Annotated in this window: 25 protein-coding genes and 1 tRNA gene; 8 read left to right on the forward strand and 18 right to left on the reverse strand. The window is 57.0% G+C overall.

Annotation, left to right across the window (positions count from 1 at the left end):
• The 3 genes from QOX26_RS05450 to QOX26_RS05460 all read right to left on the reverse strand — a co-directional run bounded on the left by QOX26_RS05450 (position 1) and on the right by QOX26_RS05460 (position 1,639).
• Positions 1-573 carry a manganese efflux pump MntP gene (locus QOX26_RS05450; RefSeq protein WP_283673916.1) on the reverse strand — a complete coding sequence of 191 codons (573 nt, stop codon included), beginning with the start codon at positions 571-573 and terminating at the stop codon, positions 1-3.
• 236 nt (positions 574-809) lie between these two features.
• The gene (locus tag QOX26_RS05455) at positions 810-1,454 is read right to left on the reverse strand and encodes an undecaprenyl diphosphate synthase family protein (RefSeq protein WP_283673917.1); all 645 of its coding nucleotides are present in this window, start codon (positions 1,452-1,454) and stop codon (positions 810-812) included.
• A gap of 109 nt (positions 1,455-1,563) precedes the next feature.
• Positions 1,564-1,639: transfer RNA gene (locus QOX26_RS05460), tRNA-Thr, on the reverse strand.
• 162 nt (positions 1,640-1,801) lie between these two features.
• Between QOX26_RS05460 and rpsF the strand changes: the two genes are divergently transcribed.
• From rpsF to rpsR, 3 genes are read left to right on the forward strand one after another with little or no spacing between them, the layout of a single operon-like run.
• Positions 1,802-2,098, forward strand: coding sequence for a 30S ribosomal protein S6 (gene rpsF / locus QOX26_RS05465; RefSeq protein WP_283673918.1), 297 nt, complete (start codon positions 1,802-1,804; stop codon positions 2,096-2,098).
• A gap of 15 nt (positions 2,099-2,113) precedes the next feature.
• The gene (locus QOX26_RS05470; RefSeq protein WP_283673920.1) at positions 2,114-2,593 is read left to right on the forward strand and encodes a single-stranded DNA-binding protein; all 480 of its coding nucleotides are present in this window, start codon (positions 2,114-2,116) and stop codon (positions 2,591-2,593) included.
• A gap of 18 nt (positions 2,594-2,611) precedes the next feature.
• Entirely contained in the window at positions 2,612-2,884 is a 273-nt protein-coding gene (rpsR, locus tag QOX26_RS05475; RefSeq protein WP_283673921.1) for a 30S ribosomal protein S18, read from the forward strand.
• A 121-nt stretch (positions 2,885-3,005) separates the two neighbouring features.
• Here the strand turns inward: rpsR and QOX26_RS05480 are convergent, their stop codons facing one another.
• The 6 genes from QOX26_RS05480 to QOX26_RS05505 form a co-directional block, all read right to left on the reverse strand.
• Positions 3,006-3,383, reverse strand: a complete 378-nt coding sequence (locus tag QOX26_RS05480) for a desulfoferrodoxin family protein (protein WP_283673922.1) — start codon at positions 3,381-3,383, stop codon at positions 3,006-3,008.
• An 88-nt stretch (positions 3,384-3,471) separates the two neighbouring features.
• Positions 3,472-3,960 carry a deoxycytidylate deaminase gene (locus tag QOX26_RS05485; RefSeq protein ID WP_283673923.1) on the reverse strand — a complete coding sequence of 163 codons (489 nt, stop codon included), beginning with the start codon at positions 3,958-3,960 and terminating at the stop codon, positions 3,472-3,474.
• 23 nt (positions 3,961-3,983) lie between these two features.
• Complete coding sequence (locus QOX26_RS05490; protein WP_283673924.1) at positions 3,984-4,643, reverse strand: ABC transporter ATP-binding protein; 660 nt, start codon at positions 4,641-4,643, stop codon at positions 3,984-3,986.
• Between the two features lie 90 nt (positions 4,644-4,733).
• A complete protein-coding gene (locus QOX26_RS05495; protein WP_283673925.1) occupies positions 4,734-6,092 on the reverse strand; it encodes an MATE family efflux transporter in 1,359 nt (452 codons plus the stop codon).
• Positions 6,093-6,173: 81 nt separating this feature from the next.
• Positions 6,174-7,664 (reverse strand): Na+/H+ antiporter NhaC family protein, encoded by a 1,491-nt coding sequence (locus QOX26_RS05500; protein ID WP_442870211.1) that lies wholly within the window; start codon positions 7,662-7,664, stop codon positions 6,174-6,176.
• Between the two features lie 161 nt (positions 7,665-7,825).
• Entirely contained in the window at positions 7,826-9,247 is a 1,422-nt protein-coding gene (locus tag QOX26_RS05505; protein ID WP_283673926.1) for an alanine/glycine:cation symporter family protein, read from the reverse strand.
• Between the two features lie 208 nt (positions 9,248-9,455).
• Between QOX26_RS05505 and QOX26_RS05510 the strand changes: the two genes are divergently transcribed.
• Together QOX26_RS05510 and QOX26_RS05515 are read left to right on the forward strand one after the other, a co-directional pair.
• Complete coding sequence (locus QOX26_RS05510) at positions 9,456-10,169, forward strand: radical SAM protein (RefSeq protein ID WP_283673928.1); 714 nt, start codon at positions 9,456-9,458, stop codon at positions 10,167-10,169.
• A 2-nt stretch (positions 10,170-10,171) separates the two neighbouring features.
• A complete protein-coding gene (locus QOX26_RS05515) occupies positions 10,172-10,891 on the forward strand; it encodes a queuosine precursor transporter (protein ID WP_283673929.1) in 720 nt (239 codons plus the stop codon).
• Between the two features lie 59 nt (positions 10,892-10,950).
• Here QOX26_RS05515 and QOX26_RS05520 read toward each other — a convergent pair whose 3' ends face one another.
• From QOX26_RS05520 to proC, 5 genes are all read right to left on the reverse strand, one after another.
• Positions 10,951-12,402: a sensor domain-containing diguanylate cyclase gene (locus tag QOX26_RS05520; protein WP_283673930.1), complete on the reverse strand. Its 1,452-nt coding sequence runs from the start codon at positions 12,400-12,402 to the stop codon at positions 10,951-10,953.
• Between the two features lie 154 nt (positions 12,403-12,556).
• Positions 12,557-13,156 (reverse strand): zinc dependent phospholipase C family protein, encoded by a 600-nt coding sequence (locus tag QOX26_RS05525; protein WP_283673931.1) that lies wholly within the window; start codon positions 13,154-13,156, stop codon positions 12,557-12,559.
• Between the two features lie 166 nt (positions 13,157-13,322).
• Positions 13,323-14,195 (reverse strand): radical SAM protein, encoded by an 873-nt coding sequence (locus QOX26_RS05530; protein ID WP_283673932.1) that lies wholly within the window; start codon positions 14,193-14,195, stop codon positions 13,323-13,325.
• A 62-nt stretch (positions 14,196-14,257) separates the two neighbouring features.
• Complete coding sequence (locus QOX26_RS05535; RefSeq protein WP_283673934.1) at positions 14,258-14,563, reverse strand: hypothetical protein; 306 nt, start codon at positions 14,561-14,563, stop codon at positions 14,258-14,260.
• A gap of 78 nt (positions 14,564-14,641) precedes the next feature.
• Positions 14,642-15,454 (reverse strand): pyrroline-5-carboxylate reductase, encoded by an 813-nt coding sequence (proC, locus tag QOX26_RS05540; RefSeq protein ID WP_283673936.1) that lies wholly within the window; start codon positions 15,452-15,454, stop codon positions 14,642-14,644.
• A 143-nt stretch (positions 15,455-15,597) separates the two neighbouring features.
• On the opposite strand from proC, the gene QOX26_RS05545 reads away from it, so the two are divergent.
• Positions 15,598-16,497: an FUSC family protein gene (locus QOX26_RS05545; RefSeq protein ID WP_283673938.1), complete on the forward strand. Its 900-nt coding sequence runs from the start codon at positions 15,598-15,600 to the stop codon at positions 16,495-16,497.
• Positions 16,498-16,560: 63 nt separating this feature from the next.
• Positions 16,561-17,931 carry a sodium-dependent transporter gene (locus QOX26_RS05550; RefSeq protein WP_283673939.1) on the forward strand — a complete coding sequence of 457 codons (1,371 nt, stop codon included), beginning with the start codon at positions 16,561-16,563 and terminating at the stop codon, positions 17,929-17,931.
• Between the two features lie 280 nt (positions 17,932-18,211).
• Here QOX26_RS05550 and QOX26_RS05555 read toward each other — a convergent pair whose 3' ends face one another.
• On the reverse strand, positions 18,212-19,579 hold the full coding sequence (locus tag QOX26_RS05555; protein ID WP_283673941.1) for a citrate/2-methylcitrate synthase: 1,368 nt from the start codon (positions 19,577-19,579) through the stop codon (positions 18,212-18,214).
• Positions 19,580-19,839: 260 nt separating this feature from the next.
• A complete protein-coding gene (locus tag QOX26_RS05560) occupies positions 19,840-22,077 on the reverse strand; it encodes a L,D-transpeptidase family protein (RefSeq protein ID WP_283673942.1) in 2,238 nt (745 codons plus the stop codon).
• A gap of 207 nt (positions 22,078-22,284) precedes the next feature.
• Between QOX26_RS05560 and QOX26_RS05565 the strand changes: the two genes are divergently transcribed.
• The gene (locus tag QOX26_RS05565) at positions 22,285-23,619 is read left to right on the forward strand and encodes a zinc ribbon domain-containing protein (protein ID WP_283673944.1); all 1,335 of its coding nucleotides are present in this window, start codon (positions 22,285-22,287) and stop codon (positions 23,617-23,619) included.
• Between the two features lie 201 nt (positions 23,620-23,820).
• On the opposite strand, the gene QOX26_RS05570 is transcribed toward QOX26_RS05565, so the two are convergent.
• On the reverse strand, positions 23,821-24,021 hold the full coding sequence (locus tag QOX26_RS05570) for a hypothetical protein (protein WP_283673945.1): 201 nt from the start codon (positions 24,019-24,021) through the stop codon (positions 23,821-23,823).
• Positions 24,022-24,133: 112 nt separating this feature from the next.
• Positions 24,134-25,507, reverse strand: a complete 1,374-nt coding sequence (locus QOX26_RS05575; protein ID WP_283673946.1) for a penicillin-binding transpeptidase domain-containing protein — start codon at positions 25,505-25,507, stop codon at positions 24,134-24,136.
• Positions 25,508-25,509: the final 2 nt, after the last annotated feature.

Genomic DNA, 25,509 nt, shown 5'->3' on the forward strand with positions numbered 1-25,509 from the left:
TCAGCCCAGCAATCCCAAATGCTCGAGCAGGATTTTCAGCCCCATTAAAATCAGCACCGCGCCGCCGAACAGCTCGGCGCGGGACTTATACTTCAGTCCAAATACATGACCGACCTTGACGCCGATGCACGAGAGCACAAAGGTCGTCAGACCGATAAACAGCACGGCCGGCACGATGTCGACCTGCAAAAACGCGAAGGTTACGCCCACGGCGAGCGCGTCAATACTGGTCGCGACCGCGAGCGGCAGCATGGTCGCAAAGGAGAAGGAGTCATTGAGCGAGGTGCCCTCGTCATCCTGCCCGCCGCGCGACTCGCGCACCATGTTGCCGCCGATCAGTGCAAGCAGCACGAATGCAATCCAGTGATCGACGTTGGTGATGAACGACTGAAAATTAACGCCCAGCAAAAAGCCAATCAGCGGCATCATTGCCTGAAAACCGCCGAAATACGCGCCCGTGATGAGCGCATGCTTTGGCCGCAGCTTGCGCACCGAAAGCCCCTTACAGATGGATACCGCAAACGCATCCATCGACAGCCCCACCGCGATGATAAAAAGTTCCCATAATCCCATTTCTTGTCCTCCTTATGTTATCCCGCGCCAGAAAGGGCATAAAAAAAGACCCATCTGTCGCTTAAACAGATAAGTCTCGTCATTTCATGCAAAACCAGAAGAGCAGGCTCTTCAGTATGTTGGCCTTGCCGCGCGGCCGGAACAAGCCTCGCTGACTACTCCCTTATTACAGTTTTTTTATCATACCATATGCGGCAATCCTTGTCAATATGCCCGCCCGCGCACCCCGGGCGGACTCAGCCGCCAAGGGTCACATCCTGCGTATCATACCACTGCATGGCGCGTTCAAACTGCCCTGCGGCAAACTCCGGCCACATCTCGTCAATCGTGAAAATATCCGCATACACCGTCTGCACCGGCAGCAGGCCGGACAGCCGCTTCCGGCCTCCCCAGCGCAGCACCAAATCGACCCGGGAAACATCGCGGGAGCGGAGGTTGTCCCAGATGGTTTTTCGGCTGCGCGTGCCGGTCTGCATGTTACCCAAATCCCATTCCCAACCGTAATTGACCAGAAAATTGACCCGGGTTCTGCCGTCGCCGAATACCGTGCGCTCGTGCACATAGGGCAGCAGCTCCTTCGGGAACATCGGCGAGTCGTAGTTGCCGACCACGAGGAGGGATACGTTCTCCCGCTGCACCATTCTGACCGCCTCAACGCACGCGTCGGTAAACGCCTGCACCTGATCCTTTGGACGCTTGCAGTTGTCGGTGGTAAAGCCATAATACGTGACTTCGCCGATGCCGTACTGCTGCGCGAGCCGCAGGCAGGCAACGCCCGGCGTCAGGCCGTGGTCGTAGCCGTCGCGCTTTTGCAGCCCTGCTTCGCACGCCCAGCGGCGGTTGCCGTCCGGAATAATTGCAATATGGTTTGGTTTGCGCACTGTCATCACCTCATGTTTTTTCCAGTATGTCCAGAAAAAACGCTCGGCAACCATGAGCGGTAAACAGATGCAAAAAACCCGCCGTTTCTTACGAAACAGCGGGTTTTCTTGGAGCTTGTGGCCGGACTCGAACCGGCGACCTGCGCATTACGAATGCGCTGCTCTACCAACTGAGCCACACAAGCATCTCAGGTTGTCAGCCTTGTTATTGTAACACGGCTCTGACATTTCGTCAATCTTTTTTTGATATTTTCCTTGACTTTTTGTTTTCACACGATATAATAGTAGGGTATCCTTGCTCACAACAAAGGTTGTGGGCCAAAAGTCCAAAAGGAGGTGCTAAATTTATGGCAAAGATCACTGGCAAGTATGAGACGATCTTCATTGTCAACCCCACGCTGGAAGAGGCAGCTGCTACTGCTGTCGTGGACAAGTTCAAGGCGCTCATCGAGCAGAACAGCACGAACGTCGAGGTTGAGGACTGGGGCAAGCGCAAGCTGGCGTACCCGATCAACGATCTGACCGAGGGCACTTACACGCTCGTCCGTTTCGAGTCTGCTCCGGCTTTCCCGGCTGAGCTCGACCGTATCTACAAGATCACGGACGGTATCATGCGTTCCCTCATCGTCTGCCTGGACGACTAAGGCAGGTGTGCTGAAATGCTCAACAAGGCTATTCTGATGGGTCGATTGACCCGCGATCCCGAGCTGCGCCACACCCAGAGCAACATGGCCGTTTGTTCTTTCTCCCTCGCGATTGACCGCGATCGGAAGGGACCCAACGGCGAACGCCAGACCGACTTCATCGACTGTGTCGCATGGGGCCGTCAGGCTGAATTTGTCGCTCAGTGGTTCACAAAGGGCGTCATGGCCATCGTGGTTGGCCGCATCCAGTCCCGCCGTTGGCAGGACCAGAACGGTAACAACCGAACCGCCATCGAAATCAACTGCGACGAAGTCTCCTTTGGTGAGACCAAAAAGTCGCGTGAAAACGGCGGCGGCAGCTTTGGCGGCTATGATAACGGTTCCCAGATGCGCCCTGAACCCGCCGGATCTCAGGTGTCTCCCGCATTCGATCTGCCCTCGGGCGGTTCGGATTTCCAGGAGCTCGCTGATGACGACGGCGATGTCCCATTCTAATAAGGAGGTTATGTGACAATGGAAGAAACCAGGAAGGAATACACGCCCCGTCCGGAACGTTCGGAGCGTCCCCAGCGCGGCCGTCGTCGCAGAAAGGTTTGCACCTTCTGTGTAGACAAGGTCGAGCATGTTGACTATAAGGACCTTGCGAAGCTTCGCAAGTTTATGTCCGAGCGCGGCAAGATTCTGCCCCGCCGTATGACCGGTGCATGTGCGTGCCATCAGCGTCAGCTGACCGACGCAATCAAGCGTGCCCGTCACATCGCTCTGCTCCCCTACACGGCGGAGTAAGCAAATCGTTTTTTAATAGGATACACAAGAGACTGTCCCTCCGGGGGGCGGTCTTTTTTTGCCTTTCAGGGGAAAAAGCCGCTGTCCGACTTGATCGGCAGCGGCTTTTGCTTCACTTTTCTTACAGATCCTTTTTCCACAAACCATGCAGGTTGCAGTATTCATAAACCGCAATCGGCTTTTCGTCGCACAGCGCAAATTTGGCCTCCGGTGCCCCAGTATGCGGCAAATCGCGGCGATAAACGCCCTTGTCCGTCACCAGAATGATGAAGGCGATGTGGTGCTCGTCGCTCATCGGATGGGCGACCTCACCCACGCAGGCCGTGACCTTATCGCCCTCGACCTTGACAACGGGCACGTGCTTTTCCATCGCGCCGTCGGTCGCACCCGCGTGCATTTCCTTCATCGGCTCACCGCAGCAGATAACCGGTACGCCGTGATCCACTACCTTTTCCACTACGTTGCCGCAGTGCATGCATTTCAGCAGCTTCAGTTCCATTGTGTAAAACTCCTTTCTTATTAAAACCCTCTGCGCACTTGCGCATCTATCGGAAAGGCCGACCGATTGCTCGTTTGGCCCTCACCGCTTAGTATCCCCGCTGCCCGTCCAGAATATCATCGTGATAAATCCAGTCCCGAACGCTGACAATATCATATGTATCCCGATCCCGGCGGATGACCACGTGCTCAATGCCCGCATTGATAATCATGCGCTTGCACATGGTGCAGGAATTGGCATCCTGCATGATTTCGCCTGTCTCCATGTCGCGTCCGACGAGGTAAAGCGTCGCGCCTAGCATCTGCTCACGCGAAGCGTTGATGATGGCATTCATTTCGGCGTGCACCGAGCGGCAGAACTCATATCGTTCCCCGCGCGGCACATTCAGCTTCTTGCGGATGCACGAACCGATGTCGATACAGTTTTCACGGCCGCGGGGCGCTCCGGTGTAGCCTGTGGACACGATTACGTCATTTTTGACGATGACCGCGCCGAAATTGCGTCGGAGACAGGTTCCGCGCTCGAGCGCGACCTCGGCCATGTCGAGATAGTAATTGGTCTTGTCCCGTCGATTCATATGCATCCTCCAAAATTTCCGTTTTATGATAGCAGCGCACCGTTTTCCAGATACAGCGTGCGCTCGGCACGGCCGGCCGCCGCCATATCGTGTGTGATGAGTACGACTGTATTTCCCTGCCGATGCAGCTCGCACAGCAGCGCGAGCACGTCCTTAGCCGCCGCCGGGTCAAGGTTGCCGGTCGGCTCGTCCGCAAGCAGCACACGCGGTCTGGTGACGATTGCGCGCGCGACCGCGACACGTTGCTGCTGACCGCCCGAAAGTTCGGCCGGACGGTGTCCCGCGCGGTGTGACAGACCGACCGCCGCCAGCGCTTCATCCGCCCGCTCCAGCCGCTCCTCGCGGCGCACGCCCTGCAAAAGCAGCGGCAGCGCAACGTTATCCCGCGCCGACATGCCTTCAATCAGGTGAAAATGCTGAAAAATAAAGCCGATTTTCCGTCCCCGCAGCGCGGCAAGCTCCCGCGGACGCAGGGCGGATACGTCCTCCCCATCGAGCAGATAGCGGCCGTCGCTCGGGGTATCGAGCAGGCCAAGCAGGTGTACCAGTGTCGACTTGCCCGAGCCGGACGCGCCGATGATGGAAACAAATTCTCCATCCTCCGCGGCAAAATCAATTCCGCTCAACGCGCGCACACCGTTTACATATATTTTACTCGCATGCATCAAATTTATCAAGTCCATTCCCCTCCCTTTTACAGTTTGCGGCAATGAATCAGCGTTTATGCACAAAAAAAACCCTCCCATTTTGGGAGGGTTTCAATTGTTTTGCCATTACAGCTCGGGCAATATTTTACGCCACGCGCCTGTTTTGTAAAAATACGCGGACAGACCCGAACCGAGGAACCAGCCAAGCGGCCACGAAAGCCAGATACCAAGCTCGCTGCCAAGCACGCGGAACAGAATAATCGACAGCACCACGCGGATAATCAGGTCGGAAAAGGTGGTAATCATGAACGGACGCATCGCGCCCGCGCCGCGCAGCACGCTGTCGCACACGAACTTGACGCACACGACGATGTAGAACGGCACCACGACAAACAGGAACTGCCTTCCGACCGTGATGGCCGCCGACGCACTGCCCGCAGGCAGAAACAGGCCGATCAGCCGATCGGCGCTCAGCAGAATCACTGCGGTGAACACCACTGACAAACCGATGGAGTAGGCCGCGCCCGCTTTGAGTCCCTGTCCGACGCGGTCGAGCTTGCGCGCGCCGATGTTCTGCGCGACAAAGCTGGACAGACCGGAGGCGAACGACATGCAGCAGGTCAGCGCAAAGGAATTGACCTTAATCGCCGCCGAATACCCCGCCATGACCGACGCGCCGCAGCCGTTGATCAAATACTGAATGATGACGTTGCCGACCGATACGAAGCTCTGCTGCGCGATAGATGGCACGGCATAGTTGGTCAATCGGCGCAGCATTTCAACCGAGAAGAACAGAAAATGGCCGCCTGTGTCAAAGCTTTTCATCCTGCGCAGCAGCAGAATCAGCGCGAGCACCGATGCACCGCCCTGCGCGATGAAGGTTGCCCATGCAACGCCCGCCACGCCCCAGTGCAGCTGTGCCACGAACACCAGGTCGAGCACCACGTTTACCACCGAGGAAATGACCAGCAGAATCAGCGGCGTTCGGCTGTCGCCCATGGCGTTGAAAATGCCGGTGCAGACATTATACAGGAACAGAAACAGCAGTCCGAACACGTAAACCCGTAAGTAAAGCGCGCCGTCCGCAAACACATTGGCCGGGGTCTGCAGCGCGGACATAATACCCGTGCAGGCCAGACTGCCAAGCAGCGTCAGCAGCAGTGCGATGATTGTGGTGGTCAGCATGGCGGTCGAAACCGCGCTTTTCATGCGGACAAAGCGCTTTGCGCCGAACAGCTGCGACACCAGCACCGAAGCGCCGATGTTGACGCCGGTCGCCACGGCGACGAAAAGCTGCGTAATCGGAAAGCTCGCGCCCACCGCGGCAAGCGCCAGCTCACCGGCCTCAGCCGTCGCCGCAAACCGGCCGACGATGATAGAGTCCGCCATCTGGTACAGCTGTTGGAAGGCAACGCTCGCCAAAAGCGGCATCGAGAACCAAAACAGCTGTTTGGAAGGATTTCCTTCGGTTAAATCGGTTGTCAAAATTGTTCACCCTTTGTGACGATGTTCGCGTGAGAAAGCGGACGGACACATTCGTCCGCCCGCATCTTTACGGTTTTTGCTTTATGCTTTTTTCTTGTTCTTGGCCGTCAGTACGCAGGCGGTGATCACGAGCAGCACTACGCCCGTTGCAAGCGCCAGATAGCCGCTGCCGGTCAGGCCGCCGACCAGATAGCCGACAAAGCAGATCGCCGCAATCAGCAGCGCATAGGGCATCTGGGTCGAAACGTGCTCAATGTGGTTGCACTGCGCACCCGCAGAGGCCAGAATGGTGGTATCCGAAATCGGAGAAACATGGTCGCCGCACACCGCGCCCGCAAGGCAGGCCGCCACGGTCTGCACGAGCATCGGGCTCATCGTATCGGCGAAAACCGCAACGATAATCGGAATCAGGATGCCGAAGGTACCCCACGAGGTACCGGTGGCAAACGCCAGACCGAGCGCAACGACGAAGAAGATGGCCGGCATCAGCATGGTGACGACCGAATCGCCGCCGACGACGCTCGACACATAGCCGCCGATGTTCAGGTAATCGCCCGAGCACACACCGGACAGCGTCCACGCGAGGGTCAGAATCATGATGGCGGGCACCATGGAGCGGAAGCCTTCGGTGAAGGCCTCGCAGAACTGGCCGAAGGTCAGAATCTTACGCGGAATGTAGAGCAGGAAGGTCACAATCAGCGTCGTGAACGAGCCGAGCACCAGCGCGGTCGAGGAATCGCAGTTTGCAAACGCGTCTACAACGCCCACGCCGTCCAGAATGCCGCCCGTGTACAGCATGCCGGCGATGCACAGCACAATCAGCGTGGCAATCGGGATAATCAGGTCGCCGACCTTGCCCGCGCCCGCAACCACGTGCGTTTCTTCAATGTGGGCGAGATCGTCCTGCTCATGGCGCTTCTGGTACTTGGCCATCGGGCCGAAATCGAAGTCGCTCGCTATCAGGAAGGCGAGGAAGCCGAGCGTCAGCAGGGCGTACAGATTGAAGGGAATGGTCTGCATAAAGAGCGAGAAGCCGTCAATCCCGCTCGATTCGGGCAGGGACGAGGTAACCGCCGCCGCCCAAGAGGAAATTGGCGCGATGATGCAGACGGGCGCGGCCGTCGCGTCGATAATGTACGCAAGCTTGGCGCGCGAGATGCGGTATTTATCCGTTACCGGACGCATGACCGTGCCGACGGTCAGGCAGTTGAAATAATCGTCCACGAAAATGAAGCAGCCGAGGAACGAGGTGGCAAACGATGCGCCGCGGCGGCTTTTGATTGATTTTACCGCCCACTCGCCGTAAGCGCGGGATGCGCCTGACTTGGTGACGAGCGAAACCAAAATGCCCAGCAGCACCAAAAAGATGCAGATATTGATGTTTCCACCCAGTTTTCCGCCCATAACCTCAAAGGTGGTTTCCAGTGCGTGCAGCGGATTGAAGCCGCTGTACAGCAGCGCACCTGTCAAAATACCGATGAGCAGCGACGAATAGACCTCCTTGGTGATGAGCGCCAGCGCGATTGCAATGATCGGCGGCAGCAGTGTCCATACGGTTGCAGTCAAATCCATAAGCAATAAAGTCCCCCATATTTTTTCTATTCCTCCGAACGCCGCAAACGTTCGCAGTCTATTTCTCTATTTTACATGGGATTTACACGATTTACAAGGCTAAATTGCTTCTTTTCCGCCAAAAAAAGTGCTCCTCACACGGTCTGCCTTTGTCGCTTTCCCTATTTTCTGTATTTTTTGCCGCCCATAGGCTCCAAACGGCGGCGATAACGCTTCCATTCGTCGAGCGCCTGACCCGAAAGCGCAAGCACGCCGACGAGGTTGGGCAGCGCCATCAAGCCGTTGAAGGTGTCGGACAGCTCCCACGCAAGGGACAGCTCCATCGTGCAGCCGCACACCGTCATAGCGACGAACAGGAACTTGTAAACCGGCACTGCCCGCGCGCCGAACAGGTATTCCACGCCGCGCTGTCCGTAGTACGACCAGCCGAGCAGCGTGGAAAACGCAAACAGCGCGAGCGACACCGCGATAAACGCCCCGCCCCACGCGCCGAACACGGTGGAAAACGCAGCCGAGGTCAGCCGCGCCCCCGTTGCAAGGCGGAACAGAATGGGCGTACCGGCAGCCGCGCCGTACTGCCCCACGTCGTACACGCCCGACGCCAGAATGACCAGTGCCGTCACCGTACACATGACAATCGTATCGAAAAATACCTCAAAAACCGCCCACATGCCCTGTTCACACGGCTCTTTTGTGTCCGCCGCTGCGTGTACCATGACCGACGAGCCGAGTCCTGCTTCGTTCGAAAACACCCCGCGCGACACACCCGACGACAGCGCGCGCAGCATGCCGTAGCCCGCCGCGCCGCCCACGCCTGCCCGCCAGTCAAAGGCGCAGGAGAGAATCTGCGAAAACGCGTCCGCAAGTCCCCCGCGATGAACGACCAGCACAATCGCCGCGCCGCCCATGTAAAACAGCGCCATAAAGGGCACGAGCGTCTCTGTGACGCGGGAAATCCGCTTCAGGCCGCCCAGCATGACCGCGCCGAGCACGGCCGCTGTGCACAGTCCGGTGACAAGCGGCGGCACGCCGAACGTGCCCGACAGCCCCTCTGCGATTGAGTTACACTGGCTCATGTTGCCGATGCCGAAAGAGGCGAGCATGCAGCAAAATGCGAACGCGCCTGCCAGAAACGGACTTTTCAGGCCGTTTTTGAGATAGAGCATCGGCCCGCCGCGCCACGCGCCGTCCGCTCCGCGCTCACGGTACAGCAGGCCGAGCGTATTTTCGGCAAACGCGGTCATCATGCCGAAAAACGCCGACACCCACATCCAAAACACCGCGCCCGGCCCGCCGATGGTCAGCGCGGTGGCCACGCCCGCGATGTTGCCCGTGCCCACCGTCGCCGCAAGCGCCGTGCACATCGAGGCGAAGGGCGAAATCGCGCCCTTGTCCGTCCCCTGACGTGCGCGGCCGGTGAAGCAGGAAAACAGCGTCTTTTGCAGCCACAGCCGAATGTACCGCAGCTGAAACCATCCGGTTTTGACCGTGAACCACACGCCTGTGCCCAGCAGGAGCAGCAGCATCGGCATGCCCCAGACAAAGGCACGCACCATGTCATTGATCAGCTTTATTTGTTCCATCACATGCACTTCCCTTCCCATTCGGGAAAGTCTATGCTTGACTTTTGTGTTTTTTTCCTGTATACTGCGATTTACAACTGAAAAACAGACAGTTCGTAACCATCCTGTCTATAAACAAAACTAGGCATTCCCCGGCCGGCAAGGCGCGGGGGCTTTGTGATGGTGCGCCCGTGGGCGTGCCATATTTTTTTGCCGGAAAGGGGCAGCTGTGGCTGATTTAACACGGTATTCCGTGATTGACGACAAAAACCCCCGCGAAATCGCGCTGCTGCGCGGACGGGGCTGCACATGGCGGCGGTGCCGCTTTTGCGATTATCATCTGGACTGCTCGAAGGACGAGCAGGACAACCTCGCCGTGAACCGCGCGGTGCTCGGGCAGGTAACCGGCGTGTTCGGCCGGCTTGAGGTCATCAACTCCGGCTCGTTTTTCGAGCTGGATTCGTCCTCCATCGCACTCGTTGAGCAGGTCTGCCGCGAAAAGAGCATCCGCGACCTTCATGTCGAGAGCCACTGGGTTTACCGCACCCGCATCCCCGCGCTGCGTGCGCGGTTTGAAACGCTTGGCGTTCACCTGCATGTGAAAATCGGCGTCGAGAGCTTTGATGCAAACTTCCGCGAGCGCGTGCTCGACAAGGGCATCGACGAGACGGACCCCGCCGCAATCGCCGAGCAGTTTGACGAATGCTGCCTGCTGTTTGGACTTTCGGGACAGACCGCGCTGAGCATGCTCAGCGATATCCAAACCGGACTTGCCCATTTTGACCGCGTATGCGTCAACCTCATGGTTGAAAACGCGACCGATGTCCGCCCGGACGCGGACGTACACCAACTTTTTGTGCGGGAGATTTATCCCCGCTTCAAGGACGACCCACGGGTCGATATTTTGCTGAACAATACCGATTTTGGCGTAGGAGGCCTGTAAAAATGACAAATGAACTGCTGTTAATCGGCTCGGTCGTGCTGCTGTACGGCTCGGTGCTGCTCTGGTTTTACCTCTTTGGGACAAGCGGCCTGATGGCCTTCACCTGTTTTGCGACCATTGCCGCCAACATCGAGGTGCTGATTCTGGTCAACGCCTTCGGCATGGAAATGACGCTCGGCAACATCCTGTTTGCCTCCACCTTCCTTGTGACCGACATCCTGAGCGAGGTCGCGGGTAAAAAGGCCGCGCAGAAGGCGGTGCATGCGGGTATTTTAACCAATATTCTCTTCATTCTGGTATCGCAGTCGTGGCTGCTGTACGTACCCGCACAAAGCGACTGGGCTTCGCCCGCCATGCGCACGGTGTTCTCCAACACGCCGCGTATGATGATTGCCTCGCTTGCGGTCTATGCCATCGCACAGATTTTCGATGTCTGGCTTTACCACACGTGGTGGGCGCTGACCACCCGACGCACGGGCGACAGCCGTCGTTTCCTATGGCTGCGCAACAACGCTTCGACGCTGGTATCCCAGCTGCTTAACGCCATGCTTTTCACGCTTTTCGCGTTTTACGGCACGTACGACTGGCCGACGCTGCTCTCCATCACGCTTTCGAGCTACATCATCTTCATTTTCACCTCGCTGCTCGACACGCCCGCGGTCTATGCCGCCCGCCTGATTCACGAGAAAAAGCTCGGCGCGACGCAGGAGCATGGAATATAACAACAGCATCAGCAAAGCGGCGGAACACCTTGGTGTTCCGCCGCTTGTTTTTGATCGGATTAACTGCCGTCCTGCTGCCGCTTGGACGCTGCCTTATTGGCGTACATATTGTCATCCGCCGTTTTGAAGATTTCATTCCAATCCTGCGGATGCGCTCTGTCATAAAACGCGTAGCCGAACGCCGCGCTGATCGCAAATTCGCCCACACGCTCCGCCTCCAGCTTCTCGCGCAGCACCCGCAGCGACCGTTCAAGCTCAGCCTCCGTCATATTGAGCAGCACAAGGGCAAACTCATCGCCGCCGATACGGAAAACCGGACAGCTTTTGAAGGTGGTGCACAGCAGGGCAGAAAAGCGCTTGATGCATGCGTCGCCCGCCTGATGCCCGTACAGATCGTTGACCCGTTTGAGATTGTTCAGGTCAAATATGCCGATGCCGAAGCCCGGCAGGCTGCTCAGCCGCGCGCTGTACTCGGCCATCTGCTGTTCATAGCTGTTGCGGTTGCGGATTCCGGTGAGCTGATCCATCTGCGCCAGGCTGACAAGCATCTTCTTGTTGCGCCTGTTAACCGCGGAAACGATCGAGATGACAACAGCAAGCACAATCACGCTGAACAGCAGACCAAAGCCAAGCTGAACTGTCATTCTTTCTTTGAATTCGGTAATATTTTTTTCTACGACAAGATACCAATTGAGATTCGGGATATATTGGGAGACAACATGGCCGTCCACCTCCCTGCTGTGGTACCATCTTTGCTCCGCACCCTCGGTGTTTTTGAGGATCGCATCCTGCATGGAGCTGTAAATCTCCTGATCGAATAGGTTTACATTCTCAAAGCCCGTCGCGGTGGAGGAAAGCTGCACCTTGCCGTGTGCATCAATCAGGAAGGCCTGCACGCCATATTTTTCTTCGTTTTCAGACAGGAAATGCTGCACGTAAGGCGTTTCCATGCCAACGCCCACAACGCCCAGAATATTGCCCTGGTCGTCCAGCAGCTTGCAGTTGACAAAAATGGTGATCGTATTATCCTTGGCCTCGTCGTTATCCACATTAAGAGCGCACTCGCTCGGATCCTTCAAAAATTCGTAATACCAATCATTTTCCGGATTGTCAGGCGTCAGAGTGCGGTCAATTCCATTGGCATAGTGATAATAATACCCCGTCTTGGTGGAGACAAAAAACACGGAGTCAAAGTTGTATTTCTGCCGGTAGGACGCGAGATAATCCTGCAGCGTGGCAATATTCTTATGATGCAGCTCATCCTTCGCTTCCGTCAGCATAAAGTCACGCAGGAAGGTATCGTTCGCCATGGTCAGCGAAATATTCATCGGCCGATCCATCAGGTTGTTGATGTTGACAAATATATTTTCCGATGTCAGCTCCGAAACAGCCTCCACATCCGCATAAAATAGCTGCTGAGACGAGAGATACGAGAAAAGCGCGGTTGCCCCGAAGCCCAGCATAATCACGATGGATATGATGACGTTAGTTGGCAATTTAATCTTCTTCATCTGCGTCACCTTCTTTCTCGTTCCGTTTTACCGCGCCGACCTGGATTGGCATGCTTCAATGCCGGTGTTCTGCTGCGGTTTTATCGTCGTTTCAGCTGCGCTGAGTTAAAAAAATCCCGCTGTCGGTTCGGCAGCAGGATTTTCGAATTTTCCGTTAAGCGGTCGCCGGAACGCCGACCTCTGCCTGCTCGTAGCAGATATTGATGACCGACATCACCAGAAGCGCGGTTGCGCGGCAGACGTGCATGATGTCATCGTTGATGCAGTGCTTGCGCTGCTGCATACGGTACTGCTCGTGCATGGCTTCAATGCGGCCGATGAGCGTATCCACGGTGAGCGGGGGAATCAGCGGGCTTGCCCACTGCTCAAATTTTTGATCGTCCAGCCTGCGGCGGATGACGAGCGCGATGCGCTTTTCATAGACATAGTGCGCCAGCAGGTTATGATCGTAAATATCGTCGTTATGCGGGTAAGTAAAGAAATCAGTCATGAAATGGCAGATTTCTCCCAAATCGACCGACAGCTCATGGCCGTTAATCGGTCCGATGGTATATTTCGCAGCGAACACCCGGATTTTTTCCATTACCTCTTCCATCATCAGCGACGGATAATGCCGCTTGGTGAGGTAGGTACCGGTCAGGTCAGGCTTCAGGTTGCCATACAGAAAACCACTTTGTTCAAAAGTAACGCCGCAAGTCTGCTCCACATATTTCATCAGCAGATTTGCCACGCGGATGTGGGACACGGAATCCATTCTTCATCCTCCAACTGGATAGCCACAATTCAATCTCTTCTCAAAATACGAAGTCATTATAGCACAACTTGCCGCTAATGTCCCGCATTTTTTTAAAATTTCTTGTATGCCTTCAGAAAATTTAAGGAATTGATTTGAATTGTAAAATTTTTGAATTCTATTTTGGTTACCTTGCACGAAAGGCTTCGTTGCGGAATTGGATCTTACCTTCCAGTGCCTGCCGCAGACGGCTGCACATGGCTTCACGGTCGCGGTTGAGCGTGCCGGCGAGGTTGACATAATTCGACGCATGGTTTGCACGGAACACCGAACCCTCGGAATCAATATGCTCGAGCAGGATGAGCGTTTCGTGCGCAATTTCAATCGGGTTCATCAGATAAAAGCGTCCCGCCTGCCACTCACGCATGAGCGGCGTTTCCAGCTCAAACAGCAGGGTCAGCAGTCCGATATACTCGGGCTTCATCCGCGAAAGCGCTTCTGCTGTTTTGACGGCGTGCTCTTCGGAAAGTTCCATCGAGCCCAAGCCTGCGATGCAGGTGACCGAAAGCTTCATGCCCGCTTGCTTGACCATCAGGCCCGCGCGGACGATTTCATCGGCGGTCTCACCCTTGTTGATGCGTTTGAGCACCTCATCCGAGCCGGACTCCAACCCCAGATAAATCATATCCAGTCCCAGTTCGTGCAGCAGGTTCAGCTCCTCCTGCTTTTTCACGAGGATGGATGCGGGCGAGCCGTAGCTTGTCACGCGCTCACACTCGGGAAACACCGCTTTAATATACCGCAAAATTTCCGCCATATGCTCGGCACGGCACATCAGTGCATCGCCGTCAGCCAGAAAAATGCGGTCAACGCGGCGGTACTGGCGGCGTGCGTCGTCAAAATCGCGCTTGACATCCTCAATTTTGCGCACACGGAACTGCTTTTCCTTGTACATATCGCAGAACGTGCACTTGTTGTGGCTGCAGCCGATGGTGACCTGCACAATCAGGCTGTACGCCTCGGAAGGCGGACGAAACACGCGTCCTTCATACTGTATCATTTGTTGTTCTCCTTTATAAAAAATGCGGGCGGAGATCATCTGTCCCCGCCCGTGTTGTCACATTATTCGGTAGCTTCCGGCTCGTCGTCCTCTTCGGGGATATCGTCGGCCGGTGCGGGCGCATCCTCTTCCGGTGCGTCCTGATAAGCGGCGTCTGCCGCGGCGCACTCTTCGGCACAGGCACAGGACGCGCAGTCCTGCTCGGCACGCATCATTTGCTCGAGTTCATCCATGGCCTTGAGCTCAGCTTCATGGTAAACCTCTTCCTCACGCTTTTTTTCCAGCAGAATCACTGCCGCGGTCGCGCCGGCGGCAACTGCAAGGCTGGTGAGCAGCATAGCTGTCTTAAATTTCGTCGATTTTTTCACGAGATCCACTTCCTCTCCGTGATTCGGGTTGTATTAAATGTACCATAACCGCGTTTTAAAGTCAATGGCAGAGCGCGGTCATTTACCCAACTCATAGGCGCGCGCGATGCATTTATCGCTCGCTTCCGCGACCACAGCATTGAGTCCGTACGCTTCAAACACATGCACGCCCTCAATGGTCGTGCCGCCCGGCGAGCAGACGGCTTGAATGAGCTCCGCGGGCGTTTTTTCGCCGGCAAGCACCATTTCCGCCGCGCCGATGAAGGTCTTGCAAATCAGCGGCAGCGCATCCTCGCGGGAAATTCCATGCTTTTCGGCGCTTTTTGCGAAGGCATCAATAAATTGGTAAACATAAGCGGGCAGCGAACCGTTATACGGAATGACTTCGTTGAGCATATTTTCCTCTTGGAATACGGCGGTCACGCCCATCGTGCCGAAAAGCGCATTGACAGCGGCGAGCTGCTCGTCCGTTGCGGCGGCGTTTTTGACCAGCGCGCTTGCGCCTTCGCCGAGCATCAGCGGCGTGTTGGGCATGACGCGGATAATCGGCGTGTCCGCACCGAGCACGGCCTCAATTGTGCCGAAGGTCACGCCTGCGGCAATCGAAATGAGCAGCGGCTTGCGTTCCACCCTGCAGGCGGCAAGACGGGGCAGCACCTCGCTGAAATTCTGTGGCTTGACACCGAGCACAACACACTCGCACTGTGTATAAACCTCGGCATAGTCCGCGGTCACGGCAAAGCCCTTTGCGGCGTTAAACTGCCGTTTTTCCGCGCTGCGGTTAAATAAAAGCGCGTCCCCTGCCGCGAACAGGCCGGCACGCACTGCACCTTCGACAATGGCTGTGCCCATATTGCCCGCGCCAAGCACACCGAATTGATACTGCTTCATCCGAATTCCTCCTTCACATACATCGTTTCCGATAGGGGCATTCTATCACAAACCGCTTTTCAATGCAAATGCCGTGTTACCCTTGTACTCGACCGTTCTATGTGCTAGAATAAGCATATTATTCAAAATGGGGTGATATGCGCATGTCTTTAGGAAGATATTTGCCTCATGTCGGTCTGCGAACGGTCAAAACCGGCGCTGCGGTTGCGCTCGCGCTGCTGTTTGCCACGCTGCGCGGCAGTCCGGCGCCTATTTTTGCCGCCATTGGCGCAATCGTCGCCATGAACCGCACACTGGGCGATGCGTTCCAGTCCTGCGTGACGCAGTTCTTCGGCATCATCGCGGGCGCGGGCTTCGGCCTGCTGTTCGTGACGCTCTTCGGTAATTTCCGCTATATCGGCATCGGTCTGGGCATCATCGGCTTGATTCTGGTCTGCATTCAGTTCCGGCTGCACTTCGCCGTGCCGCTGGCCTGCATTGTATTCGTTTCCATCTGCCTGTCCCCGCCGGACGAGGCCTTCATTTATAGTGTCAACCGCCTGCTCGATACCTCGATCGGCCTTGTCACGGCGCTGGCCATCAACGTTGCCATCAAGCCGTACAACAACCGCGCACAGATTTCCAAGCTGCTGACGCACCTGCTGCAAACCATTCCTCATTATATAGGAGAGCGCGTGCTGCATGGACACTATCCCGATTTATCCCCCCTGCACGCACAGCTTGACCGCATCAGCGAGGAACTCGAGATTTTCGAAAAGCAGAACTGGCCGCGCCACAGCGACCATGATCAGCAAACGGTCTATCTGCGCGGCTGCGAGCAGCTCGCCCAAACAATGGTGCACGAGCTCGGGGCGCTCTGCGCGATGGACGAACGCGGGCGGCTCAGCCGCGCAAATGCGGAGCGTCTGGGCGTGCTCGGTCTGCGTGTGCCCGAAACCATGCCGGGGGACGCACACACCGAAGCCGACGTGGTGGGCAACTACCATTTGGCCAACCTGCTGGATGCCTATCTGTATCTCAGCGATTTTAATTTAATGGAATGACCGCCAAATCTGCGGCGTCATGATAAAGAGTAGCAACATCAATGTAAGGAGTAACAAAAAATAATGGAGAAAAAGAGAAGCAGTTTTTCCAGCCGCGTCGGCTTTGTGCTGGCGGCGGCAGGCTCAGCGGTGGGACTGGGCAACATCTGGCGATTCCCCTATCTTGCGGCAAAATACGGCGGCGGTATCTTCCTGTTCGTCTACCTGTGTCTGGCGGTCACCTTCGGCTTTGCGCTGATGATTACCGAAATCACCATCGGCCGTAAAACCGGACTGTCCACCATCGGCGCATACAAGGCGCTCGACAAGCGGTTTTCCTTCCTCGGCTGGCTGGCGTCGCTTGTGCCTGTCATCATCACGCCGTATTACTGCGTCATCGGCGGCTGGGTGATGAAATATTTCTTCGAATACATTTCCGGCGGCGGCGCGGCGCTCTCGCAGGGGGACTATTTCGGTGATTTCATCGGTTTCTCGGGCAGCGGCCTGCTGTCCACCCCGGTGTTCTGGTTCCTGATTTATGTGGCGGTGACTGCGGTCGTCGTGCTGCTCGGCGTGGAAAAGGGCATTGAAAAGGTATCCCGCGTGATGATGCCTGTGCTCGTCATTTTGACGATCTTCGTAGCCGGCTACTCGCTGACCATGCCGGGCGCAATCGAAGGCCTCAAGTTCTACCTGCTGCCCGATTTCAAGGACTTCTCGATGACCACCGTGCTTGCCGCGATGGGTCAGATGTTCTATTCGATGTCGCTGGCAATGGGTATTATGATCACCTACGGCTCGTACATGCCCAAGGAAGCCAATCTTGAGCGTTCGGTCGGCCAGATTGAGATTTTCGACACAGCCATTGCTTTCCTTGCGGGCCTGATGATTGTTCCGGCCGTTGTAGCCTTCAACGGCGGCGACCCGAGCCAGATCAACGCCGGCCCGGGCCTGATGTTCGGCACGCTGCCCAAGGTGTTTGAGCAGATGGCATTCGGTCACATCATCGGCACGGCATTCTTCCTGCTCGTTATGTTTGCGGCGCTGACCTCGTCCATCTCGCTGATGGAGACGGTCGTTTCCATCGTGCACGACAAGCTGCACTGGAATCGTCGCCTTTGCACGCTTATCGTCACAGTGATTGTCATTGTAATGGGCGTGCCATCCTGCCTGGGCTATGGCCCGTGGGCGGGCGTCAAGCTGCTCGGCATGCAGTTCCTCGACTTCTTTGACTTCATCTCGAACTCGGTGCTCATGCCCATCGTCGCCTTCCTGACCTGCGTTCTGGTCGGTCACGTGGTCGGCACCAAGCTGGTGTCGGACGAGGTCGAGCGCAACTTCAAGTTCCATCGCAAGCGTCTGTTTGAGGTCATGATCCGTTGGGTTGCTCCCATTCTGATCGTATGCATCCTCGTAGGTGAGCTGCTCAAGGTCACCGGACAGATTTCCATTTAAAACAGTCAGCCGGCAGATGCGAAACCGCGTCTGTCGGCTTTTTGCGCCGCAACGCGCAAAAAAGAAAACGGCGCGCTGCCAAGCAGCGCGCCGTTTTCTCATTAAGTAAAGAGAAAGGATTGAGGATCAAATTGAGGTTTTGGTTATGTTTCTATTATAGTCGTTTCGCACAATTTTTCAATTGATTTTTCATGCAATATTGCAGGAATTTGGCCGATCATTTTTGACACCTTGCACAATAACCTTTTCTTCCCTTTATGCAATCCGCTACGCTTGCTGATCAGTCCCGTTCGGGCAGGTAGCGGTATTCGTTGCTTTTGGCGAGCGGTTTATAGGCCGGACGCATGATTTTGCCGCCCGTTGTGACCTCTTCCAGACGATGCGCCATCCAGCCGACGATACGAGCCGTGGCAAACAGCGGGGTGTACAGCGATTTGGGCAGGCCAAGCATTTTGTACACAAAGCCGGAATACAGGTCGACATTGGCGCACATCGGCTTATCCAGACCCTTCTTTTCGCGGAATACATCGGGCGTCAGCTTTTCCACCAGCTCCAGCAGATCCATTTCGTCGGTCATGCCCTTCTTTTCGGCCAGCGGACGCGCCGCGTCCTTGAGCGCTACCGCACGGGGGTCGCTCAGCGTATAAATCGCGTGCCCCATGCCGTAGACCAGACCCGAACCATCGCCGGCCTCACCGTCGAGCACCCTGGCGAGATAAGCGCGCACCTCGTCCTCGTCCTTCCAGTTCATGATATTCGCCTTCATCTCCTCAAACTGGGTGACGACGCGCAGGTTTGCGCCGCCGTGGCGCGGACCCTTGAGCGAGGAAACCGCCGAGGCAATCGCCGAATAGGTATCCGTGCCCGAAGAAGAGGTAACGCGCACGGTGAACGACGAGTTATTGCCGCCGCCATGCTCGGCGTGTAGAATCAGGCAGCGGTCGAGCAGCTTGGCCTCATCGTCGGTGAACTGACCGTCCGGACGGATGAGGTGCAGGATGTTCTCCGCGGTTGAACGGTTGGGATCAGGCACGTGCAGGAACATGGAGTCGCCGTCAAAATAGCGGCGCTTGGCCTGATAGGCGTGCGAGATGATGACCGGGAACTTGGCCGTCAGGCTGATGCCCTGCCGCATGATATTCTCGACCGTTGTCTCATCCGGGTTCGCGTCATACGAGTACAGCGCGAGTGTCGCCGCGGCCAGTTTGTTCATGATATCCCGGCTGGGCGCGCGCATAACCATATCCTCGGTAAAATTCTCAGGCAGGGCACGTTCCAGACCGATGGTGTGCTGAAACTGCTGCAGCTGCTCGCGGTTGGGCAGCGAACCGCACATCAGCAGATAGCCGACCTCCTCAAACCCGAAGCGGTTTTCCTGCTCGAGTCCGCGAATCAAATCATAAACGTTGTAACCGCGATAGGTCAAACGGCCCTCGATCGGCTCACGCTCGCCCTCATTGAGGATGTAGCCGTGTACGTTGCCAAGACGCGTCGCGCCGACAAGCACGCCCGTGCCGTCCGCGTTGCGCAGGCCGCGCTTAATGCCATAACGAGAGAAAAGCTCGGCTGGTATCTTAGTATTCTGGCGGAAGCTCTGACAAAGCTCGGAAAGTAGTTCTTCCTTAATAAAATTCGGTTGTGATGTCATCGGGCTTTCTCCTTTCTGTTTCTTGCGATGGATAATGAATATATTGTAACGCAATCCTGCAATGATGTCAAACTTCCCCTCTTGGAACAACTTACAAAAAGCGGAGTTTTCGCGCTTTTCCGGCTGTTCACAATGGTTGTACGCAAGAGCAGCATGTATAAGCTGCAAACAGTTTGATACGCTAACAACCAAAAACGCTCTTCCCGAAGGAAGAGCGTCAGGCTTGTCAAATCGGAAACACCATTCTAATTTGAACCGATTTAGAAAATAACGACGGCCGTGCCAATCGGGATATTATCGTAAATCCACTTAATATCTTGATCGTACATACGGATGCAGCCGTGGGAAATCGGATAGCCGATGCTCGAATCCATCAGCTTGGTCGTGCCGGGATAGTACAGGCGGGAATGGAACGCATAGCCCGTGCCCGGATAGAACCCGACAACCGGTTTGCAGGTATACGTTTCCGTCGTCCAGCCGGCGGCGGACTTGTAGGAGACCGTGGTAAGGCCGGTCGGCGTGGGCGAGGTATCCGCACCCGTACCCACCAGAGTGGAGCGATGCAGCTTCCAGTTGCCCGCAGAACCGGTGAAAATATTGACGTGCTGATAGGCGCGGTTAATCCAGATGAGGTAATTCGTCTTGCTCGAATAGCCCTTGGCGTTAATCCACACCTCTTTTTCGTAGTCCTTGTAGTCGTTATTGATGGCGTATTTTGCGGTGTAATTGCCCTTATACTCGTGCGACACCAACGCCATAATGCGGTTTACGTCCCGCTGATAGTACCACTCATCCGAATAGTTTTCAATCGGCACGGTCTTTTCGACATAGCGCTCCTCGTTTTCTCCGGTTGAGTGATTAAAATACGTCAGCTTAAAGCCCATGGTCACGCTTTTGGCCATGTCCTTGGTAAACTCAAAGCCGGTCGTGATTTTGGAGACAGTATTTGCGGCCAGCTCAAACGAATCGTTGCCGAAGCCGTCCATCGCCTTGCCGTCGCGGTACCACTGCGCACTGCACAGCTTGGGGTCGGTAACGCCGCTGAACTTGACCTGCGTGACCAGCTGGCCGCCCGCCGTCACCTTGGTGGGCACGCCCATTTCGAGCGTCACGCCTGCAAGGCCGTTGTCGATGTTCTCGATATGCGAATCCGCCGCCAGCGTAATTTCACTGCCGACCGCGCGCACATCAATGCTGCCGGCCTTGCCTGTGCCGTCGATTTTGGCGCCGCGGCCGGATACGGTCATCGTATCGACCTGACCGTTCATGGTCAGCGCGGTGTTCACCGCGGTGGACGCAATCGACACCACCGCCGCAGAACCGTCCACCACGATGGTGTTGCCGCTGCCCGTGACGGTGAGCGACGCAGCCTGCACGCCGGACAGCCGGATGGTGCGGTTGGACGCGGTGATTTCAATATTCTGCGCGTTGCCCAAATAAGTAACTGCCCCGCCCTGTCCGGCGAGCACGAGCGTCGAAACCGACGCGCCGTCTGCCAGGGTCAGCGTTGCGCTGCCTGCCGCGTCAACCGCGAGCAGATTCAGCGAGGTCATGCTATCTGCGCGGAACGAGGCGTTTTCCATGCCCTTGAGCACGAAACGGTCGGTCGCAGACACGCCGGACAGCACGATTTCGTTCGCACCGCAGGCGAAAACACGGTCGCCGTCCGGCAGGGCGGAATTGAGCGCCGTGTCGCTTCCAATCAGCGCACCGCCGATGAGCGGAATCAAATCATCCTTTTCCGCGGGGAAATTGGGCACGATGCGCAGCAGCATGGTGACAAACTCCGCACGCGTCAGCTTGGCGGAGGGGTTGAGTGCCCCCTTATTGTCGCCCTTGACGATGCCCGTACCGACCAGTGCGGCCGCGGCGCGGCGCTGCTCGTCCGTCATGCTGCCGGCATCAGGGAAGGCGGATAGCGCGTCATCCGGAGACTCGGCACGTTCGTACACAAATGCGCGGGCAAGCAGCACAAATGCCTCCGCGCGGGTCGCGTTCGTATCAAAATTGCGGGTGTCGGACGGGTCGATTAACCCGAGATGCACGGCCTTGGCCACCTCTTCGGCGTACCAAGCGCTCTGCGGCACCTGATGCAGGCCCGAAATATCAGCAGCGACCGTCGCGCCGAGGGTGCGGTTTAAAATGGTCAACGCTTCCGAGCTTTTCACTGCATGGTCGGGCAGCAGCTTGCCGTCTGCCCCCTTCAGCAGGTTCAGCTCCACTGCGCGGCGCAGTTCGGCTTCGGCCCAATGGCCGGTCATATCCGGAAAGGCGGCCTGCTCTGCGGACTGCTCGTTCAGCGGCTCCGCCGTCGGAACCACTGTGATCGCGCGCCCGGCGGGTGCAATGGCATCGCCTGCGGTGGTGTTTTCGTCCGGCACGGCCGTGCCGGTTTGTGTCGTCTCCGTCGAGGCATCCGCTGTGTCCGTCCCTGCGGCAGCGGCACTCGACAGCAGCATCGCTGCCGCCAGAAACGCACAGAAAAGTCGTTTGCTCAAGATTGCTGTTCCTCCCTAAACTTGGACCTATCGCCCATACTACTTATATTGTACGGTCAGCACCTGACAGTGTCAAGAAACGATACGACAAAAAAACTGCTATTTTCCACGCTTTCCCCGCATAAATCAAGCAAAGGTTTACAATGGAATGCGGGCGTGCTATACTATCATAGGATTTTTATATCAACAGCGAGGGGGACATTAATCATGCTTTGCAAAAATTGCGGCAAAGAGCTGCCGGTTGCGGGCAAATTCTGTCCGTTTTGCGGTGCGCCGACCGAAATCGTCGGCGTAAACGACGAAACCGCAGTATTCACGCCCATCCCCGAGGAAAACACAACGCCAAAGGCGGACGATCCGTTCGGCTCTCCCATCGACACCGCTGCGTTCGACGCAGCCATGCAGGGCGACCGCCGTGCCGCACAGCCGGCCGATCCGCTGGCAGACACCGGCGAAACGCCTCAGATGCCGCCCATCGACGTGCCGCCCGTGCGCCGCGCTGCACCGCAGTCCGCGTCTACCGCACCGCGCACCACCTATTTTGAACCCGATCCGTCCGACCGGCCCTACAAAAAGCCGAGCAAGGGCGCAAAGGCCGGCGTGATTGCGCTGGTTGTCGTGCTCGTCGTTGCGCTGATTGGCGGCGGCGTTTGGTTCGCCATGTCCCGCCGACCGGATGAAAACATCACCGCGGCCGAAAAGTACATGGAACGCGCCAAGTTCGACGATGCGCTCGAAGCCTATCAGGCCGCGCTTGCGGATGCGAAGGACCCGTCCTCCATCCAGCTGCAGATCGACCTGCTCAAGAGCTATCAGCAGGGACGCGACGCGGTTGAAAGCGGCGACTACAGCTCGGCGCTGGCACTGCTGACCGACCTGAAAAACCGCATCACGGACACGACTTCTCCGCTGTATGACGCGGTTGACGAGCTGATTACGCAAGCCAACCAGAAGCAGAGCGAGAGCAAATTTGCCGCCGACCTGCAGCAGGCGGTCGACTATATCGCGAGCGACAAGCTTGACGCCGCGGCCGGTCAACTCGATGCACTGGCGAGCGACGGCAGCCTTACGTCCGAACAGAAAAAGCAGATTGAGGACGTGCGCAAGACGCTGACCGAGAAGCAGGACGCTGCCAAGCGTCAAGAGGAAACGGCGCAGGAGCAGGCCAAGCAGAAGGACGCCTTCGTCACCCAGATCGATCAGCTTGAGGAGTTTGACAAGAAGCTGTCCTCGGCTTCGTCAACGGCTGAGCAGCTTGAGCTGACCTCGTCCTCCTTCGACGCGTGGGATACGCTGCTGAACAGCATGTATGACCACCTGCAGACCTCGCTCAACGCGGATGCTTATGCTTCCGAGGAAAGCCAGTACAAGGACTGGGTCAAGGAGCGCGACACCGGTGCGGAAAGCGCGGCAAACGATGCGCTCAAGACCTTTGACGACAAAAACAGCGATGAAGCCAAGACCGCGGCCAATCTGGCGCGCACCAGCTTTAAGCAGAGCTACACCAAGAGCCGCTGCTACCGCGTGCTTGACAAAATGTAACAAGTGGGTCTAGGGGACTTCGGAAGTCCCCTAGATACGGCGGGCGGTTTGCAAGGAAACCCCGATACCCGAACGACGCCGCCCAAGGCGGCTGGGTCGGGGCGTAAAAGCCGGGGCAAAGCCCCGGTTTTTACTTTTTTATGTCGCTGCGCTCCTTTTGGAGAACGGAAAACGGACGAACCATTTGGTTCGTCCGTTTTTTTAGACGCGCTTTGCGATATGGCGCACTACGCGACGCGCACGCGGGCGCTTGCCCATCGTGCCCACGCCGACCAGCAGCCCCGAGACGGCCAGTCCATAGGCGATTTCGCCCACCGTTGTGACTCCCGCGTCCGATGCGCCCGCTGTCAGCAGCAGCAGTACCGCTCCCGCAAGCTGAATGGCTGTGTATGCTGTTTTCATCCCGTCCGTCCTCCAGTTGCTGTTTTGATACCTTTATTCTACCCAACAGCTCGTCCGTTAAACCGGACTTCGGCATGAAAAAAGAGACGGGATTTCCCCGTCTCTTTGCTGATTAATACCCTTTTTCGACTGCTGCGGTCAGCACCTTGCTCGCCACCGTGCCCGCGACGGACGCACCGCCGCCGCCCTGCTCGACCAGCACAATGAACGCATACGGCGTTTCGGGATCACGCAGAAAGCCGGTGAACCACGCGTTCGGACTTTTATCCGCGCCGATTTCGGCTGTGCCCGACTTGGCGCAGATGTCCATGTTCGGGAAACGATCCTGCCCGTAGGTCGCAATGACGTTGTTGTGCATCATGTCCGCGATAGTATCCGCCGTGTCGGCGGCAATCAGCTCGGACGACTTGCGCGGCGCGTACACGCCGGTCGGCAGACCGTAATCAGTCGTGGATTTCTCAATCAGGCGCGGAATGGCCGCCTTGCCGCCGTTTGCAATCGCACCCATATACAGCATCATATTAATGGGGCACATCGCATCCTGCCCCTGTCCGACGCCCGCCCAGGCAAGCTGGTTTTCCGTGCCATCGAACTTGAAGCTGCCCTTGGAGGTCTGGATGCCGTCCACCCGCATGGCCGTGGTCAAGCCCGCCGCATCGGTGTATTTCGCCATCGTCTTGCCGCCCATCTCGGCCGCAAGCTGTCCGAACACACCGTTGCACGAGACGGCAAGGGCGGATTCGATGTCCAGCTCGCCGTGCGCATAGGGGCAGGTGACCGCGTCGCCGCCGACATCGACCGAGCCGGTGCACGTCCAGTGGCGCGAAAACAGGTCGGGCAGATTTTCAATCGCAGCGTTGAGCGTGACGACCTTGAAAATCGAGCCGGGCGTGGTATTTGCGGACAGCAGACGGTTGACGTACACACCGTCCCACTGCGGATCGTCCGGATCAATGCTCGGCGGGTTGGCGGGGTCAAAGGTTGGCGTGGATACCATGCACAAAATTTCACCCGTTTTATAGTTATAAACACCAACTGTGCCGTTTTTGCCGCCCAATGCCTGATAGGCGATATTGTTCAGATATGCGTCAATCGTCAGATAGACCGAGTTACCGCCGCCGAGGGGCGAATACGCGCCCGTGAACAGGTTGTAGCCCGAAAGCTTGTCGGCAAAGGCGGTCAGCGCACCCGCGCCGATGTTGCCCGCCGGGTCACCCACCGCGTGCAGCGTGGCACGCCGCACGTCCGCACTGTCAAAATAGCTGCGGCTGCCGTCCTCATTGATCCACGTCAGCACATCGCCGTCACGGTCGAGAATGGTGCCGCCCTTGAGCTGGCCGGAGGAATTGTACAAATGCCGGTTGGACGGGAAGGACGCCCAGTCGCCGCCGTCCACCGCAAAGCGGAAGCAGAACACCGCAAGGCCGAGGCCGAGCAGGCCGGCGAGAATCAGGCAGAATACCGTTCGTTTTTCGATTTTCCGCATGG

Source organism: Butyricicoccus sp. Marseille-Q5471, assembly GCF_951230135.1.
Lineage (GTDB): Bacteria > Bacillota > Clostridia > Oscillospirales > Butyricicoccaceae > Agathobaculum.

Coding starts and splice junctions, on each gene's coding strand:
- proC (WP_283673936.1), bottom strand. CDS start 15,454: ATGAAGCAGTATCAATTCGGTGTGCTTGGCGCGGGCAATATGGGCACA.
- QOX26_RS05450 (WP_283673916.1), bottom strand. CDS start 573: ATGGGATTATGGGAACTTTTTATCATCGCGGTGGGGCTGTCGATGGAT.
- QOX26_RS05515 (WP_283673929.1), top strand. CDS start 10,172: ATGACAAATGAACTGCTGTTAATCGGCTCGGTCGTGCTGCTGTACGGC.
- QOX26_RS05555 (WP_283673941.1), bottom strand. CDS start 19,579: ATGACATCACAACCGAATTTTATTAAGGAAGAACTACTTTCCGAGCTT.
- QOX26_RS05570 (WP_283673945.1), bottom strand. CDS start 24,021: ATGAAAACAGCATACACAGCCATTCAGCTTGCGGGAGCGGTACTGCTG.
- rpsR (WP_283673921.1), top strand. CDS start 2,612: ATGGAAGAAACCAGGAAGGAATACACGCCCCGTCCGGAACGTTCGGAG.
- QOX26_RS05490 (WP_283673924.1), bottom strand. CDS start 4,643: ATGGACTTGATAAATTTGATGCATGCGAGTAAAATATATGTAAACGGT.
- QOX26_RS05485 (WP_283673923.1), bottom strand. CDS start 3,960: ATGAATCGACGGGACAAGACCAATTACTATCTCGACATGGCCGAGGTC.
- rpsF (WP_283673918.1), top strand. CDS start 1,802: ATGGCAAAGATCACTGGCAAGTATGAGACGATCTTCATTGTCAACCCC.
- QOX26_RS05520 (WP_283673930.1), bottom strand. CDS start 12,402: ATGAAGAAGATTAAATTGCCAACTAACGTCATCATATCCATCGTGATT.
- QOX26_RS05545 (WP_283673938.1), top strand. CDS start 15,598: ATGTCTTTAGGAAGATATTTGCCTCATGTCGGTCTGCGAACGGTCAAA.
- QOX26_RS05575 (WP_283673946.1), bottom strand. CDS start 25,507: ATGCGGAAAATCGAAAAACGAACGGTATTCTGCCTGATTCTCGCCGGC.
- QOX26_RS05505 (WP_283673926.1), bottom strand. CDS start 9,247: ATGGAACAAATAAAGCTGATCAATGACATGGTGCGTGCCTTTGTCTGG.
- QOX26_RS05470 (WP_283673920.1), top strand. CDS start 2,114: ATGCTCAACAAGGCTATTCTGATGGGTCGATTGACCCGCGATCCCGAG.
- QOX26_RS05530 (WP_283673932.1), bottom strand. CDS start 14,195: ATGATACAGTATGAAGGACGCGTGTTTCGTCCGCCTTCCGAGGCGTAC.
- QOX26_RS05525 (WP_283673931.1), bottom strand. CDS start 13,156: ATGGATTCCGTGTCCCACATCCGCGTGGCAAATCTGCTGATGAAATAT.
- QOX26_RS05500 (WP_442870211.1), bottom strand. CDS start 7,664: ATGGATTTGACTGCAACCGTATGGACACTGCTGCCGCCGATCATTGCA.
- QOX26_RS05480 (WP_283673922.1), bottom strand. CDS start 3,383: ATGGAACTGAAGCTGCTGAAATGCATGCACTGCGGCAACGTAGTGGAA.
- QOX26_RS05550 (WP_283673939.1), top strand. CDS start 16,561: ATGGAGAAAAAGAGAAGCAGTTTTTCCAGCCGCGTCGGCTTTGTGCTG.
- QOX26_RS05565 (WP_283673944.1), top strand. CDS start 22,285: ATGCTTTGCAAAAATTGCGGCAAAGAGCTGCCGGTTGCGGGCAAATTC.